This window comes from Nocardia sp. NPDC051030, assembly GCF_040683015.1.
Lineage (GTDB): Bacteria > Actinomycetota > Actinomycetes > Mycobacteriales > Mycobacteriaceae > Nocardia.
Window position 1 is genome coordinate 584827 of sequence record NZ_JBFBCD010000004.1, and the last position, 17663, is coordinate 602489.

Annotated in this window: 18 protein-coding genes; 14 read left to right on the forward strand and 4 right to left on the reverse strand. The window is 65.0% G+C overall.

The window, feature by feature from the left end:
* Position 1 precedes the first annotated feature (1 nt).
* The 5 genes from AB0N05_RS16320 to AB0N05_RS16340 all read left to right on the forward strand — a co-directional run bounded on the left by AB0N05_RS16320 (position 2) and on the right by AB0N05_RS16340 (position 6775).
* Positions 2 to 691, forward strand: coding sequence for an alpha/beta hydrolase (locus tag AB0N05_RS16320; RefSeq protein WP_364693800.1), 690 nt, complete (start codon positions 2 to 4; stop codon positions 689 to 691).
* A gap of 94 nt (positions 692 to 785) precedes the next feature.
* Positions 786 to 2021: a hypothetical protein gene (locus AB0N05_RS16325; RefSeq protein WP_364693803.1), complete on the forward strand. Its 1236-nt coding sequence runs from the start codon at positions 786 to 788 to the stop codon at positions 2019 to 2021.
* A 10-nt stretch (positions 2022 to 2031) separates the two neighbouring features.
* Positions 2032 to 3228: a hypothetical protein gene (locus AB0N05_RS16330; protein ID WP_364693806.1), complete on the forward strand. Its 1197-nt coding sequence runs from the start codon at positions 2032 to 2034 to the stop codon at positions 3226 to 3228.
* A 25-nt stretch (positions 3229 to 3253) separates the two neighbouring features.
* Positions 3254 to 4846, forward strand: coding sequence for a serine/threonine-protein kinase (locus AB0N05_RS16335; RefSeq protein ID WP_364693809.1), 1593 nt, complete (start codon positions 3254 to 3256; stop codon positions 4844 to 4846).
* 162 nt (positions 4847 to 5008) lie between these two features.
* Positions 5009 to 6775: a cutinase family protein gene (locus AB0N05_RS16340; protein ID WP_364693812.1), complete on the forward strand. Its 1767-nt coding sequence runs from the start codon at positions 5009 to 5011 to the stop codon at positions 6773 to 6775.
* 88 nt (positions 6776 to 6863) lie between these two features.
* Here AB0N05_RS16340 and AB0N05_RS16345 read toward each other — a convergent pair whose 3' ends face one another.
* Positions 6864 to 7772 carry an alpha/beta hydrolase family protein gene (locus tag AB0N05_RS16345; protein ID WP_364694622.1) on the reverse strand — a complete coding sequence of 303 codons (909 nt, stop codon included), beginning with the start codon at positions 7770 to 7772 and terminating at the stop codon, positions 6864 to 6866.
* Between the two features lie 456 nt (positions 7773 to 8228).
* Here AB0N05_RS16345 and sdhC point away from each other — a divergent pair, with 456 nt between their 5' ends.
* The 4 genes from sdhC (at position 8229) to AB0N05_RS16365 (ending at position 10686) form a co-directional block, all read left to right on the forward strand.
* Complete coding sequence (gene sdhC, locus AB0N05_RS16350; RefSeq protein ID WP_364693815.1) at positions 8229 to 8633, forward strand: succinate dehydrogenase, cytochrome b556 subunit; 405 nt, start codon at positions 8229 to 8231, stop codon at positions 8631 to 8633.
* A gap of 9 nt (positions 8634 to 8642) precedes the next feature.
* Positions 8643 to 9095 carry a succinate dehydrogenase gene (locus AB0N05_RS16355; RefSeq protein ID WP_364693818.1) on the forward strand — a complete coding sequence of 151 codons (453 nt, stop codon included), beginning with the start codon at positions 8643 to 8645 and terminating at the stop codon, positions 9093 to 9095.
* A gap of 110 nt (positions 9096 to 9205) precedes the next feature.
* Positions 9206 to 9688 carry a hypothetical protein gene (locus AB0N05_RS16360; RefSeq protein ID WP_364693821.1) on the forward strand — a complete coding sequence of 161 codons (483 nt, stop codon included), beginning with the start codon at positions 9206 to 9208 and terminating at the stop codon, positions 9686 to 9688.
* Between the two features lie 308 nt (positions 9689 to 9996).
* Positions 9997 to 10686: a DUF899 family protein gene (locus AB0N05_RS16365; RefSeq protein ID WP_364693824.1), complete on the forward strand. Its 690-nt coding sequence runs from the start codon at positions 9997 to 9999 to the stop codon at positions 10684 to 10686.
* A gap of 57 nt (positions 10687 to 10743) precedes the next feature.
* Here the strand turns inward: AB0N05_RS16365 and AB0N05_RS16370 are convergent, their stop codons facing one another.
* From AB0N05_RS16370 to AB0N05_RS16380, 3 genes are all read right to left on the reverse strand, one after another.
* The gene (locus AB0N05_RS16370) at positions 10744 to 11481 is read right to left on the reverse strand and encodes a S1 family peptidase (protein ID WP_364693827.1); all 738 of its coding nucleotides are present in this window, start codon (positions 11479 to 11481) and stop codon (positions 10744 to 10746) included.
* 251 nt (positions 11482 to 11732) lie between these two features.
* A complete protein-coding gene (locus tag AB0N05_RS16375) occupies positions 11733 to 12626 on the reverse strand; it encodes a TIGR03620 family F420-dependent LLM class oxidoreductase (protein ID WP_364693830.1) in 894 nt (297 codons plus the stop codon).
* Positions 12627 to 12661: 35 nt separating this feature from the next.
* Entirely contained in the window at positions 12662 to 13810 is a 1149-nt protein-coding gene (locus AB0N05_RS16380; RefSeq protein ID WP_364693833.1) for a GGDEF domain-containing protein, read from the reverse strand.
* A 794-nt stretch (positions 13811 to 14604) separates the two neighbouring features.
* On the opposite strand from AB0N05_RS16380, the gene AB0N05_RS16385 reads away from it, so the two are divergent.
* The 5 genes from AB0N05_RS16385 (at position 14605) to AB0N05_RS16405 (ending at position 17659) form a co-directional block, all read left to right on the forward strand.
* Positions 14605 to 15513 carry an SDR family NAD(P)-dependent oxidoreductase gene (locus AB0N05_RS16385; RefSeq protein WP_364693836.1) on the forward strand — a complete coding sequence of 303 codons (909 nt, stop codon included), beginning with the start codon at positions 14605 to 14607 and terminating at the stop codon, positions 15511 to 15513.
* Positions 15514 to 15517: 4 nt separating this feature from the next.
* Positions 15518 to 15727, forward strand: coding sequence for a DUF5302 domain-containing protein (locus AB0N05_RS16390; RefSeq protein WP_364693839.1), 210 nt, complete (start codon positions 15518 to 15520; stop codon positions 15725 to 15727).
* A gap of 77 nt (positions 15728 to 15804) precedes the next feature.
* Positions 15805 to 16005, forward strand: a complete 201-nt coding sequence (locus AB0N05_RS16395) for a hypothetical protein (protein ID WP_364693842.1) — start codon at positions 15805 to 15807, stop codon at positions 16003 to 16005.
* Positions 16002 to 16376, forward strand: a complete 375-nt coding sequence (locus AB0N05_RS16400) for a type II toxin-antitoxin system death-on-curing family toxin (protein ID WP_364693845.1) — start codon at positions 16002 to 16004, stop codon at positions 16374 to 16376. The genes AB0N05_RS16395 and AB0N05_RS16400 overlap by 4 nt, the downstream gene beginning before the upstream one ends.
* Positions 16377 to 16564: 188 nt before the next feature.
* Positions 16565 to 17659, forward strand: a complete 1095-nt coding sequence (locus tag AB0N05_RS16405) for a BMP family ABC transporter substrate-binding protein (RefSeq protein WP_364693848.1) — start codon at positions 16565 to 16567, stop codon at positions 17657 to 17659.
* Positions 17660 to 17663: the final 4 nt, after the last annotated feature.

Genomic DNA, 17663 nt, shown 5'->3' on the forward strand with positions numbered 1-17663 from the left:
CATGAGTTCGGATCAGGATGCGGCCACCTTCGTACTGATTCACGGGGGTGGGGGCAGTTCGTGGGATTGGCATTTGGTGGAGCCCGAGTTGCGGGAACTCGGGCATCGGGTGATCGCGGTGGATCTGCCCATCGAGGACCCGGACACGGGCATCTCGGAGTACGCGGACTCGGTGATCGCCGATATCGGAGATGCGCGCAATATCGTGGTGGTCGGGCATTCGTTCGGCGGAATCACCGCGCCGGTGGTGTGCTCGCGGATCCACACCGAGCTGCTGGTGCTGCTGAACGCGATGATTCCCGTGCCGGGTCAAGCGCCGGACAAGTGGTGGGACGGGGCCGAGTACGGGGCCCTCGGGATCAAGATGGAGACCGAGGAGCAGATCAACGAGGTCTTCATGCACGATGTGCCCGCCGAGCTGGTGGCCGAGTCACAGAAGCACGGGCGCGATCAGACGGATAAGGATGGCGATAAGCCGATTCCGCTGGAGTCCTGGCCGGATGTTCCGACCCGCTTCCTCTTGTTCCGCGACGACCGTTTCTTCCCGCCGGAGTTCATGCGGCCGCTGGTCCAGAAGCGCCTCGGCATCACACCGGACGAAATCGACGGCAGCCACTGCATGATGCTGAGCCGTCCGAAGGAGCTGGCTCAGCGCCTGGATCAGTATTGGTCAGAACGGAAGAATGTCTGATTCCGGCGATATGCTCCTGCACGGGGAGCGACTCTGACGTGGGCAGGGGTGGTGCGATCCTGCGCAAGCACGTCGAGTAGGTGGAGGGACATCCGTGCGGTTACGGCGGAACCTGGGGGCAATACTGGTTGCCGCCGGACTGGTGGCGGGGACGTCCGCGTGTGGCTCGGATTCCGTTGCGGCAGAGGCCGTTACGGAAGCGGCCGTGGAGCCGGTGATCGATCTGGCCGCGCTGGACACCGGCATCTACAAGACGGTGCCGAAGGACTCGCCGCGCACCGATCCGCGCTTCGTGGCGCGGATCTGGGAGGCCGGGCGACTGGGCGCGGCAATGCCGCTGCCGATGGAGATCGACCCGCGGCTGAAGGTCAACCGCCCCGACGCGGTACACGCCTTCCTCGAACCCGTCGACACCTACCCGCCGCCGATGTACCACTGGCTGAACGAGGACAGATTCCTCGGCGACACGGCCGGATTCGTCACGGGATTCGCCACCACGGGACAAACCGATCAGGACTATTCGATCTCGACCCTGCTCTCGACCTCGGTGCTGCTCTTCGAAACCGACCAGCAGGCAACAGAAGCCGCGACCGCGCTCTCCCGGCGGGGCTGGAAGATTACCGACAATGAGGACGGGCGTCGCGTCCAGGAGGCACGCTCGGCCCAGCATCCGGAGGCCATCCGCTCCTGGGTTCCGGACCAGCAGGTGCTCGCATCCTGGTATGCCACAGGCAAGTTCGTCATCGTGTCGGTGGTCGACAGTCAGGAGAACCGGGCGCTGGGAGCCTCGGACCAGGACCTGCTGACCTCACTGACCGACAATGCGATCACGGTCACCGCCGAACGGCTGAAGGCCTTCCAGCCGACGCCACCCAAGTCCCTCCCCGATCTCCCCACCGATCCCGAAGGCCTGGATCGCATTGCCGTGCACCGGCCGCCGGGCGACAAGGTCTACAACCTGCCCGGCAATTACCCTCGTGATGCCTTCGTGCACCTGCTCGACGACCCGGTCGCGGCCCGCGCGAAGTACGAGAAGTTCGGTGTCGACATGGTGCTCGCCGAGGCCGGTCTGTTGCTCCGGGCCCGGGATGCGGTGTCGGCCAAGGGATTACTCGCGACCGAGCAGGCCGACAAGTACCGGAGGGTGGTGGATTCTCCTGTGGGCCTGCCCATTGCGCGGTGCAGCGAGTATCACGGACCGTCCAAGGATGCCGCGCCGTACTCCTGCTATGTCGCCGTCGACCGGTACGTGATGGTCGCCTCGGCAGGCCAGCTATCCGATGTCCACCAGCGGATTTCCGCCCAATACACCCTGCTCGTACGCCGGTAGGCCGGAGATCATGACACTCAGCATGCCCCTGCGGCGGGCCGCTCTCGCCGTGCTCGCCGCCGCTCTGCTCACCGGATGCGGTTCCACGATCACCGGCGTGCCCGTACCGGGCGAGGTCGATATCCGTCCGCTCGATATCGGCGCGTATCCGACCGATCCGCTCGACTACCGGAACACCTACCTGCACAACGCCTATTACGGTACCGAGCTGGCCATCGCGCGCCTGGCCGGTTTCGTCGCCGGAGGTTGGGAGATCGATCCGAGCCTGAAACGCCAGGTCTCGGCCGACCCGATCAGCGGCGCGCGCTCGGATGGCACGCGCGATGTCCGCCGCCTCGGCAACCTGCCCACCGAGGCCGCCAATCCCATCCTCGAAAACCACGGCATGATGTTCGGCTTCGCCATGGCCGCGGCCACCGAGCCCGCCGGGACCGGTGTGCACCTGACCGTCATCCAATTCCCCGATATCGAATCCGCCCGCAGCGCGGCCACCGGAATCGAGGCCGCCGACCTCGCGCTCGCGACGGAGAACGCCCCGGTCGCCCTCGACCGGTATCCGGATGTGAAAGCCCATTGGCGGCCGGGCACTCCGGCCCTCACCGCCACCCTGGCGCACGGCAACTACCTCGTCAGCGTGTTCGCCGAACGCCACGATCCAGACCTCACCGCGCTGCGCGCCCTGACGCAGCAGGCCCTCGCCGTGCAGCTGCCGCTGCTGGACCAGCTCCCTCCGCTGTCCGCGCGTGAGATCAGGCGTCTGGACTACGACCCGCAAGCGATGCTGCGCCGCACCCTGCATCCGGAGTCGACCATGCTCCCGGATTTCGACAAGGAGGCCGTGTTCACCCCGCGCGGCTTCGTCAATGCCACCACCGAGAACTGGATGCCGCTGATCGAGACCGGCGGCATCGATGCGATCGCCCGGGTATCCGACGGCGCGCTGCAGTTCCGCGCGCGCGACACCGACGCGGCCACCGAGGTGATGACCGACCCGCGATACCGCGACGGACAGCCCGCCGACGCCCCGGCGGGCGTGCCCGACGCCCGGTGCACCGAGAACTCCTCGAACACCATTGCGGCCGAACGCTTCACCTGCATGGTGCGGCACGGCCGCTATATCGCCCGGGTCGCCAGCGCCCAGTTGCAGGACGCGAAGCAGCGCGCCGCGGCGCAATACGGACTGCTCGTCAACAGCGCGTGGATGTAGGGCGTCGCAGGAATATGGGAACGGCATGAATATCGGACCGGGCACGGTCATCGGCGGCTACCGCATCGAGCGGGTGCTCGGGGCCGGTGGCATGGGCAAGGTGTTCCTGGCCAAACACCCCAGCCTGCCGCGCTTCGACGCCCTCAAGGTGCTCGGCACCGAGGTCAGCAATGACCGCGAATACCGGGGCCGATTCGAACGGGAGGCGAATCTCGCTGCCGCCCTGGATCATCCGAATATCGTGGCGGTCTACAACCGCGGCGAGGATCACGGGCAGCTGTGGATCGCCATGCAGTATGTGGACGGCACCGACGCCTCCGCCGCGCTCACCGAGTTCCCGCAGGGCATGACACCGGAACGCGCGCTGCGCATTACCACCGAGGTAGGCCGCGGCCTGGACCACGCACACCGGCGCGGACTGCTGCACCGTGATGTCAAACCCGCCAACTTCATGCTCTCCCTCGGCGGCGGCGATGAGGGCTGTATCAATGAGGAACGCGTGCTGCTGGCCGATTTCGGGCTGGCGAAATCCACCGAGGACACCCTCGAGCTCACCCAGACCGGGACCTTCCTGGCCACCATCGCCTATGCCGCACCGGAGCAGCTCTCCGGGCAGCGGCTCGACCATCACACCGATATCTACAGCCTGGCGTGCTCGTTTTACAAGCTGGTCACGGCCCGGAACCCTTATCCCGGTGCGCAACCCGCGCTGGTGATGGCCGGGCACCTGTACGAGCCGCCGCCGCGCATCACCGCCGTCCGGCCCGATCTGCCGACCGCGGTGGACGATGTGCTTGCGGTCGCCATGGCGAAGAACCCGCGGGAACGCTTCGACAGCTGCCACGAATTCACGAGCGCTCTGGAGCGGGCGCTGCATCACGGCGAGTCGGTGGTGACCGTCCGCACCCGGCCCGGAGCCGCCGCCCCCGAACCGCCGACCGCTCGGCAGGAGTTCATCGACCCGACACTGCCGCCCGCTGAATCCACCACGGCCGATCCCAAAACACCTGCCCGCAAAAGGCTTTGGCTCGCGACCGGAGCCGTGGCGGTCACAGTCACGCTTGCGGTCGGCGGCGGCCTGTGGGCCGTGCGCGACCACACCCCGGACGCGGTCGCCTCCCCCACCACGACCACCACCGCATCCGTCGCGGCCCCGAAGTCGGTCGCCGAGGCGCGCCACCAGAACCCGGCCTTCCTCGGCAAAACCATTGCCGCCGTGGATGTCACGGGCGAGAACGGTTACCGCCCCGAGGTCGCGATTCATCTTCAGCCCAGTCCGCAGGCGACCTTCTTCGAGGCGCTCGGCTTCACCTACCACCACGGCTGCACCCGCGTGGACGACGAGCCGACTCCCCGCCCGCTGGCCGCGACCTACAACCCCTCGGATGTGGGCGTGCTGAACCAGATCGACTCGGGCTATCTGCTCGCCGTGCGCAGCGACACCAATTCGGGCAAGGGCAGCATGGTGCACCTGCCCGAGACCATCACCCTGCGCAAGGCGACCGTCCTGGTGCTGGACGATCCGATCGCCGTCGACGCGCTGCGCAATTGGACCGACGGCTCCGAGCAGATCCTGCTGGAGAAGTTGGTGCCGATTCTCCGCAAGAGCGTGAAGTAGCCCGGTCCGGGTAGCCATCCGTTCGCGGGCCCAGAAAAACCAAGCGACCAGCACATATGGGAGTTCATGTAACGCTCCCCTCTCCGAAGCCGACGTCACCGGTGAATCACGGCCCGTCGGGGGGCCTTCATCCGTTTATGTATCCGAACGGGGATCAGGACATTGGCTCTTCCGAAGTATTTGACGCGTCGTAGCACCGCCGTGCCCATCGCCACCTTGGCGACCCTGGGCGTCGTCGCGGCCGTCGCGGCCTCTTGGGGACTGACATCGACACCGTCCCGCACCATCGAGACGCAGCTCACCTCATCTGTCACGGAATGCCATGACATGGTGACGATTTCGGTGGCGGGGCGCAATGACTCGCCCAACTCTTCCACTACCAAAATGCTCGTCGACGAGAACGGCAATGAACTACCCGCCGCCTTGTCCGACGACTATCACAGCACCTGGGTCGATCCGGTGGTGAACGCGCCGGCCTCCGAGGTCGATCCGGGCAACTACGCCGCGGTCTACATCGCGTACCCGGCCAACCTCAATAGCTATGAGGATGCGGTCGCCACCGGCGCCGCGAACACCAAGCAAGTCATGAAGGACATCTCGGCGGCGTGCCCGAACACCCGCTTCTCCATCGTCGGCTACTCCGAGGGTTCGGATGTGGTGCGCCGCGTCGCCATGGAGATCGGCAATGAGGAGCCCGGCAAGGAGACGACCGTCGACCCGGACAAGGTCGTCGGCGTCGTCATCCTCGCCGACTCGGGCCGCAAGGCGGGCGAGGGCCCGTTCATCGGCGCGAAGGACCCCAGCCATCCGGACAACTTCGATACGAAGTACCAGAACAATACGAATGTCGCGGGCGGCCAGGGCGCGCTGCAGGATCAGGCCGGCGGCTTCGGCAGGCTGAACGGCAAGATCGCCTCCTTCTGCTCCGACGGTGACCTCACCTGTGCCGCGCCGCAGAATATTTCGCTCCTGACGCTGGCGATCAATGTGGGCCGCAAGCTGAATGTCGACGCCCTGCAGAACGACGGGCTCACCCCCGCGACCGGAGCGGATGTCGCGGTCAAGCTCGGCAATACCGCGCTCGATGCCTTCACCTACATCGCCTCGCACAAGAACTGGATGGCGAGCAACGAAACGTTCCTCCAGGTGCTGCTGAAGGTGTCGGACCCGAACTACAAGCCGGGCGCGGCGGATGCGACGAACTCCGGTGCGGATTCCATTTCGACCGATCAGATGTCGCCGCTGGCCTACCTGCCGCAGAAGATCTTCAATGAGATCGTCGGGCTGATCGTGACCAACCAGAACACCATCCCGGTCATCATGAGCGATCCCTACCAGCTCACCCTGGGCCCGAACGGCACCGGTCACCACTTCGATTACTGGCGGGATTCCGACTCCAGCAATGGCAAGAACCTGACCTCGGCCGAATACGCCGCCGCGTGGCTGACCGCCCAGGCCAAGAAGGCTCAGGCGGGCGAACCGGTCGACAAGACCGTCAAGCCGCAGGACTCGGACTACAAGGCCGCCGCCGAGGCCGTCGCGGTCGTCAAGGCCTCGCCGACCCTCGACCCGCCCGCACCCACCACCACCAAGACGACCACCACGACCAAGACGACGACCAAGGCGAGCACCACCGCACCGACGACGACCACCACCAGTGGCACCGCCCCGGTGAAGGAGATCGCCGGTACCGGACCGACCACCACGGTCGCGCCGACCACCGATCCGTCGACCTCGGTCAACCCGACCACGACCGTCCCGACGACCACCGCGCCGACGACCACGACCACCACGGTCCCGAGCACGACCGTCGCCCCGGAGACAACCACGCCTCCGGCCGTGACCACCACCACGGCACCGGTCGAAACCACCAAGCCGACCACCACCACGGACACGACCACGACGACAACGACGACGCGTCCGAACTGATCCGGCTGCCGCAGTAGCCTGAAAACGCAATAGCCCGAAAACAAGGAAGGCCCGGTCCGCTTGGACCGGGCCTTCTTTCGATTGTCTGTCAGTATCCGCCGACCGCGTCGAGGATCTGGGTGCGGCAGTTGGCCAGCGCCTGCTGCCAGTAGGGCCAGGTGTGCGTGCCCTGGCCGAAATCGATACGTGCGCCGATGCCCAAGGCCGCCACGCGATCCCGGAACATCTGGTTGGCGACCATGGTGATCCCCTCCAGGCCCATCGCGTTCACGGTATTGGTGACGCCGTTCGACAGGTCGGGCAGGCCGGGCACGGCATTGCCCGTCCAGAGGTACATGGGCAGTCCGCGCAGCAGTTCGGCCTGATTGGTGGCGTCATTGCGGTTCCAGGCGGGATCGCTGGTCGGACCCCACATATCGTCCACATTGAAATTGCCCTCGTCCCGCATGGCGGCGCGCATGGCCTCGCTCCACAGCGGGAACGTCGGATGCACGTAGCCGGAGAAGGATCCGGCGAACTTGAACTGGTCGCGATGATGCGCGGCCAAAGTCAGCGCGGCATTGCCACCCATCGAGGGGCCGACGATCGCATTATTGGTGCGCGAAACGCCGTATCCCTCCAGGAATGCGGGCAACTCCTGGGTCAGGAAGGTTTCCCACTTGTAGGTCGTCGTCTGGCCATTGCTACTGCTCGGCCGATACCAGTCGGTATAGAAGCTGGAGTGCCCACCGACCGGGAACACCAGCGTCACATTGTCGCCCGCGAACTGGCGCATGGCATTGGTATCGGTGGTCCATTGACTGTGATCGCCCGGGGCACGTAGCCCGTCGAGCAGATAGAGCGCCGCACTGCCGCCGCGCGCCGCCCACTGCACCTGAACCTTGATCGGCCCCATGCTGGATGGCACCCAGAGATCCTCGGTCCCGCCCATCGGCGTTCGCATGATCGGCGCATGTCCCGGCGCGGCCGCCGCCGCACCCAGGCCGACCGAGGACATGAGCACGGCCGCCGACACGACCGTGACCGTCTTCTTCAACCACGCACGTCTGATCCGCCGGTTATCTCCCACCTTCATTCCCGGTAAGTTACCGGAGACGCCCGAATCCCGCTGTGGCTCAGTCCGAATGGACGCAGGCACGCCGACGGCGACACGCGAACGTGCCGGTGAGCGGGAGTGTGGCATTTCCCATGACGATGACCGCCCGTCACGGCCACGCCTATGCGGAGCATTCGGTGATCTAGCTCACGAGCAGCGACCGAGCCCGTGGCGCATCACAACAAAGCTACCGACGCGTAGCAGCTTGACGTCCCGAAACAATGGGAAAGATTCACCTCTCGCACCCAATACAATATCGGCCCGACCAGTGTCAAACCGTCTCCATTCGCGCAGGGAGAAGGCAACTTTCGGCTGTGCTAGCTTGACGCCCGGAGAAAAGGCTTGGAGGAGGAGCAGGTGACAACAAGTACGATCCCACTCAGCGAAGAGCTGAAGCGTGGTCGGATCCCGTTCTATCGGGGTGGATTGTCCATGTGGGCGTGGGTGGCCCAGCGGATCACCGGTGTGCTCATCTATGTGTTCCTGCTGATCCACGTCGCGGACAATCTGATGCTGCGGGTATCCCCGGACGCCTACAACGAGGTCATCCACACCTATAAGACGCTGGTCGTGGGGTTGGGCGAGATCGGCCTGGTCGCCGCCATTCTGGGTCATGCGCTCAACGGTCTGCGGATCGTGTTCATCGACCTGTGGGGCAAGGGTGTGGGCAAGACGAACCAGATGTTGTGGGGCGCGGTCATCATCTGGGCGTTGCTGATGATCCCGTTCACCGTCAACCATCTGAGCCATTACTTCAAGTAGGTGAGCATCGTGGCTACTGTTACTCCGATCGAGCGCGCCCTGGGCGCCCCCGGAAACTCCGGCAATTCCAATAACTTCGAGAAGTACGCGTGGCTGTTCATGCGCCTGTCCGGCGTCGTGCTGCTGGTGCTGATTCTCGTGCACGTGTATGTGAACCTGGTCGCCGGTGACGGTGTGTTCAAGGTCGACTTCGCGTTCGTGGCAGGCAAATACGCCAGCCCGTTCTGGCAGCTGTGGGATTTCGCCATTTTGTGGCTCGCGGTGCTGCACGGCACCAATGGTGTGCGGGTCATCATTCGTGACTATGCACCGAGTCTGGGGGCGCGGTTCTGGCTGACCAGTCTGGTCTCGGTGTTCGCGGTCGTGATGCTGCTCGCGGGGACCTACACCATCTTCACCTTCGATCCGTGCCCGACGAGTGGCACCGTGGAGAACCTGCCCTCGTTCTGCCCCGCCCGCTGACCGCCTCAGGAGGCACATCATGTCTGTCGGCATCTATTTCGATATCGCGCTGGCCTTCGCGGCCGTGTTCATCATCTGGTTCGCGGCCCTCGTCGTCTCGAAGATGTGACATGAACAAGAAACTGCTCGCAGTCGCCTCGGCGCTGGTCGGATTGATGGGCACCGCCTGGCTGGTGTACACCGCCGGAGGATTCCTGCTCACCGCGTCCCCCGCGGGCATCGCCATCGGCGCGTCGCTCGCGGGGTTCGGCGTCATGGCTGCCTGGCTCATCGCCAGTCAGATCCGATTCGGCATGCGCGCCGACCGCCTCCTGAACCTGATGGTGGAGGAAGGCGATCCCCGCTGCTATCCGGAGATCGAGCGCACCCCGTCGGGTCGCGTGAACCAGACCGCCGCAGCCCGATACCGCGACGAACGCCGCCGCGCCGCGGAGGAATCCCCCGAGGACTGGCGGATGTGGTTCCTGCTCGGAGGCGCGCACGAAATGGCGAAGGATCACCGCAGCGCCGTGGCCGCCCTCCGCATGGCCACCACCCTGCAAGCCCAGGAAGCCGCCACGGGCAAGGAAAAAGTGGCAACCGCGAACAACTGAATCCCCAACTCCTTCCCCACGACAGGCCCGGTCCCGATGGACCGGGCCTTCGCTATTGCCTGCCCGGCCGCTGCCGACTCCAGCCGATCTCGACAGCAAGATCACCAAAGCGAACTCGGCCTCGACTGACCGCGAGTTGCCGCCAGGCCCAGGCAACTTCAGAATCGACCGACCGGTCCGCCCGCCGCCCCGCCAGCACCACATCCGGCATCGCACGAATGTAGCGCCTCCCCACCGATGAGTTCCGCGATCCTGCGCGGTCTGCATATACAGCCCGCAATCTGTGAACTCAGTCAGGGAGGATCCCTATGAGCATCAATAAAATGCCGTCCGTGGTGGACGGCGAAACCTGGCAGCGTGAGCTCGATGCGCTGCGTGTCCGGGAGAAGGCGGCGACTCGGGAGCTCGATGCCATTGCCGCGCAACGGCGTCGGCTGCCGATGGTCGAGATGCCGGATTACACGCTCGAAGGTGAGGAGGGGCCGGTTCGGCTGGCGGACATCTTCGGCGATATGCCGCAGTTGATCGTTTACCACCACATGTGGTTTCCGGGTGAGCGGTGGCAGTGCGGCGGCTGTACCGGATTCACCTCGCAGTTCACCCGATTGGAGTTCCTCGGCAACTATGACGCTCGCTTCGTGATCGTCACGCAGGGACCGATCGACGAGGCGCTCGCGTACAAGCGCCGGGTCGGCAACAAGATGACCTGGTACTCCACGGCGAACAGCTCGTTCGGCGCCGATGTCGGCGCACCTCCCGGTGGCGGCTTCGCGGTCAATGTCTTTCTCCGCGACGGCGACACCGTCTACCGCACCTGGCACACCAATGGCCGCGGCACCGAACAGCTCAGTCACTCCTTCGCACTCATCGATCTGCTGCCGTACGGACGGCAGGAGGAATGGCAGGACTCGCCCGACGGATGGCCGCAATCACCCACCTACAGCCGGTGGAGCAGTTCGGAGGCGGTCGCCGCCGCCTACGGGGAACCGAATACGTAATCTCCGCCGCCGTATCGCAGGCCCGGTCCGTCTGGACCGGGCTCTACGTGGACCGGGCTATGCGGGCCGGAAGCCCGCGCCCACACCGCCCGCCGCGTCGATGGCCCGCAGGATCTGATCGATGGATCGGAAGTACTCCGGCGAATGAATCGGGAAAGCCGCTGCGACACAGGGCACCGCGACACCGAACGGGTTGATGCGACCCTGATTCATGCCGACGAGCTGATCCCCCATCGTCACCGGGCCACCGGAATCGCCGGGGATGGAACAGGATTGGCTGAGAATACGGTCGCCCTGCGTACCCCAGACGACGCCACAGTCGAATCCGCTCGACCGGCCGCTGGCACAGACCGTGGCGCCGGGACCGGGAGCGGGGCCGAAACCGGCAATGGTCGTCTCGCCGACGGTACGGACCGGGGCCACCTTCGCCGAATCGAAGGCGATGACCGCGTAATCGAGGCCGCGACCGCCGTCCGAGAAGTCGACCGTGCCGATCGTGCCGATGTCCCGCGCGCGCTCGGCGCTCACCGGCGTGCCCGCCGCGGCGCAGTGCCCGGCCGTCAAACCGACGAGCCTGCCCGCGGCGTCGTAACCGATCGCCGTGAGGGAGCACGCGGTGGTATCACCGAGCACAATGCCCGAACTGCCACCCAGCACCGCGACCGGCTCGGCCTCCGCCGCCCCCATGCCCGCGACACCCATACCGGCCGCCAGCACGGCCACCGTGCCGACGCCGAACATGATCGCTATGGTCGAGCCCGCACGCCCGGCGACTGTGAAGTGGTGAATGCGCATGAAGTGTTCGCTCCCTGTCTGGACCCGCCCAATCGCGGACGCCCAGTACAGCGGTTTGGCAACTAACTAGCAATCTGCTTGTTAACCCGTGACCACCTGTTAACGCACCGAGAAACGAACATCCCACGCATGCGAGTGCCCGCGGCCCACCGACTCGTAACATGTGTTACCCGCACCACTACCGCGGCCGTGACCTTGGGTGAGCCACCCTATCGAGATACATAAGTCCAGGTGGAAGCGGCTTCCCGGGCTCAGACCGTGAGGAGCGGCGCGAGCAGTTCGAGTTGATCGACGGCTGCGGTCAGGTCATTGGCGATCGGGTGCAGCAATACGTGGTCGGCACCGGCATACAGATGTTCCCGCAATCTATTGGCAACCGTATTCTGGTCACCCCAAGCCAGGACGGCATCGACGAAACGGTCGCTGCGATCGCCGCGCAGATCTTCGTCGGTGAAGCCGGACCGGCGAAAATTGTTCGAGTAGTAGTCGTTCGGGAGATTCCTGCCGTGGCCGAACACCGAACGTATTGTGCCGCGGGCAGTCTCGGGATCCTCGTGCAGCATCACGAACTGGTGCGGGATCAGCAGGCCGTCCGGGCCCAGGAGCTTGCGGGCGGTCGCGGTGTGCTCGACGGTCTGCATGAACGGATGAACGCCGTGCGCCCGCCGGGCGGCGACATCATGCATTTTCGGGCCGAGCGCGGCGAGCACGCGCGGATACTCGACATCCGGCAGTATGCGTTCGGCCGCCGCGTCCATGGCATCGAGGTATTCACCCAGCTGTGCCAGCGGCCGATCGCCGGACTGCCCGCCGAGGCCGAGGATGAACCGATCCGGATAGGCCTCGGCAAGCGTGGCCGCGCCACTGTGCATGGCATCCGGATCCCGGCGGCTGATATTGGCGACGCCGGTCCCGACCACGATCCGTTCCGTCGCCGCCAGCATCAACCCGTGCTCGGAGAATGCCTCACGCCCGCCGATCGGCGAATCCGCGGGCGGTTCCCCACTCCACAGCGATCCATACCCCAGACTGTCGATCCGGGCGAACTGCGTGCGCTGCACCGGCATCGGCGTCGCCAGCAGCGTCATCGGCGCGATCCACACCCCGAACGCCCCGAGCCGGCCACGAACTCTCGCGAGATCCATCACTCGAATCTACTGAAACGCAGCGCGATACGTAATCACCATCCGACCGCCGCGCCGATCTGTTCGGTCGCCTCCGCGATGACAACGGTGTTGCCGCCCAGTCGTTTTGCGCGGTACATGGCCGAGTCGGCATCGCGGAGCAGGTCCTGATACGTGGCGGTGACGGATCGCGAATTCGGTTCGGACGCATCGAAAACCACGATTCCGATGCTGGCGGTGATGGTCAGGGGAAGTCTCGACTGGGTTTCGACGGCGTGGCGCAGGCGTTCGCCGATGGCGGCGGCGGACTCTCGCGGGCGGCCGATGACGACGAACTCCTCACCGCCGGTCCGTGCGACCAGCGCATCGGAATCGACCGCCGCGCACAAGCATTCGGCCGTGCGCACGAGTGCCTCATCGCCGAACGCGTGCCCGTGGGTATCGTTCACGGCTTTGAAGCGATCCAGATCCAGCGTGGCCACATACGCCTGCCTGTTCCGGCAGTGCTGGAAGTGAGTCGAAACCCGGGAGTCGAGACCGCGCCGATTCAGCAGCTTCGTCAGCGGATCCGTCAGCGCGTCCTCGCGCAGCAGCCAATGGCTGAACTGCATGAACGGCAGCATGACGCCCACCACCACGAACACCACCAGGACAATCGAGACGGCCAGCGCGAGGTTCTCCACCCGATGGTCGTGATCCGCCGATTCATGGCCACCCAGCCCGCCGGAATACAGCCGCCACGCGAGCAGCCCCGCCGCCACCAGCGACCACGCGACGTGCAAGGCCAGAATCCGCGCGGTATGGAAGACGGTCACGTACGCCCCCATCGCGACCAGCAGCACCAGCCCCAGCACCCCGATCACCCGATCGTGGACGAGCACATCGTTCAGCATGACGTCGATATCGAACAGGGCCAGCCACACCAGCGACTCGCCCTCGCGCGGCCACGGCAGAAACCACCACCGAATCGTCCAGATCCCCGCCACCGCGGCCTCGACGAGGCCCTGGACCAGCCCGGTGACCCCGGTCAACTCGTGCTGCGCCACCATGGCCAGCAGGGCGATCGACAGCATGACGATTCCGCCCGCGCCGAGCATGAACTTGAACCGCCCCAGCGCCCCATGGGATTCGAAGGTCTCGACCAGCCATCGGTAATCGACCCGGTCCCGCCACCAGGCTCGAAACATCGATTGCTTTTCGATCATCGACTACCGCCTCACGTCGGCAATACATCCACCATAGTGCGCTCCGAATTTGCTGGCCACGTGCCCGCCGCCACCCCACACTCGAATGTGACCGCCATCACCGCCCGAGGCACGAAAAAGGCCCTTCACCTGATAGTTCAGGCGAAGGGCCTCTCGCAGCATGCGCGGTACTACGGGATCAACAACATCCCGAGGAGGCTGTTGACTGCGTCGATGACGTCACCAATGAAATGCGGGATCATGCCTTTCCTCCTTCGCGAAAGATGTTTATAGATCAACTTGATTCGCCCGCCGGCCACGAGCCGAACGGACACTTGTGCCGATCAATTATTCGTTGCCGCGCCCAAGAAGGATGGCCGGTCGGTATGGATTCACCCCCACCTCATCGCCGCCCCCACCGGGCCCGCGACTTCCATTGCCCCCGCCCGGTCGGAAGACGATCACTGAACCCGGCCATATGCAGGGCCAATGCCAGTAGCCCGGCAATAACAAACGCCGAAACCCCATAGGTAACAGCCTTATTGGCAAGCTCCAACAGCAACGCGATAGCAAACAGTGCAGCGGCAACGATGGCAATCATGCTCAGGCAATACCCACAACCATCAACTTGTCACGCCACACCGCAGCGGTCGGTATGGATCCTTACGTGATCTTGCCGAACCGTTGTCGTGGCTTTGCGGATCAACTCCCACGATCGTCCATGGGCTCGGGCGAACCGGACCCTTGGACGAAAGGGGATGCGGGTGCGCAATATTCGAGTGGGCTGGACGTTCACCGGCGGGAAGAGTCCCGCGATGACCTCGTCGATCCTGCGACGGATCGGTGGGCGGCGGGGACGCGGGCTCCCGATCGACGTGGCGCGCTATTGGGAGGGGCGGCATGTGGTGGTCACCGGAGGCAGCAGCGGGATCGGGCTCGAAGTAACCCGGTCGGCGCTCGCGGCGGGAGCGCGGGTGAGCGTGCTCGCGCTCGGCGATCAAGCGCTGACAGAGCTACCGACGCGGATGCCCGCCGCGGCGGGACGGCTGGCGGTTATCGCCGCCGACGTGAGCCAGGCCGAGCAGACCCGAGCAGCGGTAGAGCTCGCCCGCGAACGGCACGGGCGCATCGCCGCGTTGATCGTCTGCGCGGGAATCGCCAAGCCGGACTACTTCTCGCGCCTCGCCGCCGAAGACTTCGACAAGCACATGGCAGTCAACTACTTCGGCGCGTTGAACGTGATCCGCGATGTCCTGCCGGATCTGCGCGGCCGCGACCGCGACAGCATCACCGTCATCTCCTCGATGGCCGGAGTCCTGCCATGCTTCGGCTACGGGGCGTACAGCCCAAGCAAATTCGCGGTCAGCGCACTCTGCGAGGTGCTGCGCCAAGAACTCAAACCCACCGGCGTGATGGTGACAGTCGTACTCCCACCCGACGTGGACACCCCCCAATTGGCCGCCGAAGCCGCCACCAAACCACCCGAACTCGCAGCCCTCAACGCCTCCCCACCGATGCCCGCCACAGCTGTCGCACGAGCACTACTGGCCGGAGCCGCACGAGGCCGCCCCACCGTAATCCCCTCGGCCCGAGCCCGCCTGATCCGCCGCCTCACCGCCCTCGCCCCCCACCTGACCGCCCGCCTGATCGACACCATCATCGCCCGCACCCAGCGCGAACTCCCCCTGGCCGAACGAACCCACCCCCCGCGCATGGCAGGCTAGGCCTATGTCCGATGAAAAAGAAGTCCCCGTCGACCATCTCGCGGAGGAAGCCGAGTCACCGGAAGAGGCAACCAAGCGCAAGTTCCGAGAAGCCCTCGACCGCAAAAACGGCCAAACCGCAACAGCCGCCGCCGCCCACAACGACGGCAAGGTCCGAGGCGCCCACTCAGCCGCAGGCGGCAAACGCACCTTCCGCCGCCGCGCAGGCGGCTAACCCACCGCCGTAGCAACGTAGAAGGCCCGGTCCAGCTGGGCCGGGCCTTCTATGGTACTACACTGGTACCATCAAGTATGGCTATCAACGTCCGCTTCATCGACGGCAACGAAGACAAAGCTAAGGAACTCTCCGATCGGGAGGGGACCAGCATCAACAACATCATCAACAAGGCCGTGGCCGAGTACTACGAACGCCACAACCACAACGCCGTCGTCGACGAAATCCTCGGCACCGAGATGGAACGCTGGGCGGGCCTGCTGGAACGCCTGAAGTGAGGAAATACGTCTCGCTGGAAGACGTCCTCAAGATCGCGAACCTGGTCACCGGCGACGGCCCCGCCATGGTCCGAGACATGGGCCTCGTTCAAGCGGCCGTGGCCCGGCCACTCACCGTCGTATTCGGGCTCGACCCCTACCCGGATGTGTTCTCCAAGGCCGCAGCGCTCCTGCACTCACTGTCGTGGAACCATCCGTTCATCGACGGCAACAAGCGAACCGCGTGGATGGCCTGCATCCTGCTACTCGCGCTCCACGAAATCCGACTCCGCGTAGACGATGACGCCGCCGAAGCGTTGGTGATCGCCGTAGCCACCGGGAACATGGAAGAGGTTCCCGACATCGCGGAAGCTCTGAAGGCCCTCCAGTAGCCCCGCCAGTTGCGCCCAGCATGAAAAGCCCCCACCTGGTGACTTGGGTTCTTTTGAACAGTGCGACGTAGTGGTCCTTCCCAGTGAACTCCAGTCGACGCCGAATAGTTTGAAACGCATACATTTTCGTGCTGCGTGGGGCAGGATCGTCGGATCGGTTCGATGATCTTGCTGTCTAGGAGCTCACTATGGGCAGACGGTTGCGCACTCTCACCGCCGCGAGCGTGCTCGCGCTGACGGTCGGGGCATGTGGTTCCCCACCGGGGGATCAGGGGAAGTCGGGTGCTCCGGGGGCCAAGGACTTCAAGGCCTGCATCGTGTCGGACTCCGGTGGGTTCGACGACAAGTCGTTCAACCAGACGTCCTACAAGGGGATCACCGATGCTGTTACAGCACTGGGGATTTCGAAGGCTCAACTGGAGTCCAAGTCGGACAACGACTACCCCACCAATATCGATACGATGGTTCGGCAGAAGTGCAACATCATCGTGACGATCGGCTTCAAGCAGGGCGACGTCACCTATGCCGCGGCCAAGGCCAATCCCGGTATCGACTTCGCGATCGTCGACTACTCCTACACCGATCAGCAGAAGTTCCCGCCGCTGCCGAATCTGCAAGGGCTGACCTTCAATTCCGCGCAGCCGTCGTTCCTGGCCGGATACCTGGCGGGCGGCATGACGAAAACCGGCAAGGTCGGCACCTTCGGCGGGATCAATATCCCGACCGTGGCCATCTTCATGGACGGATTCGCCGAAGGCGTCGCGTACTACAACCAGCAGAAGGGCAAGCAGGTCCAGTTGCTCGGCTGGGATGAGGCCGCGCAACAGGGTGTGATCACCAACGATTTTCAGGACAAGAACACCGCTAAAACCAAGGCCAACGACCTGATCAGCCAGGGCGCCGACATCCTGTTGCCGGTCGCGGGCCCGGCCGGGCTGGGTGCGCTGGAGGCCGCGAAATCCTCCGGCGGCAAGGTCACCGCGATCTGGGTCGACACCGACGGCTGCGTGAGCGCCGCCGAATATTGCACGACACTGCTGTCCAGCGTGCAGAAGGCGATGGATATCGCGGTGACCAAGGCGGTCACCGACGCCTACAACAAGGCATTCACCAACACCACCTACGTCGGCACGCTGGCCAACCAGGGTGTCGGACTGGCGCCTTATCACGAGTTCGATACGGCCGTCCCCGCTGACCTGAAGCGTGAAATCACGGCGCTGGCAGCAGATATAGCGAACGGAAAGATCACCATCACGTCGAAGGCGCAGCCCGCGGCCAAATAGGCCG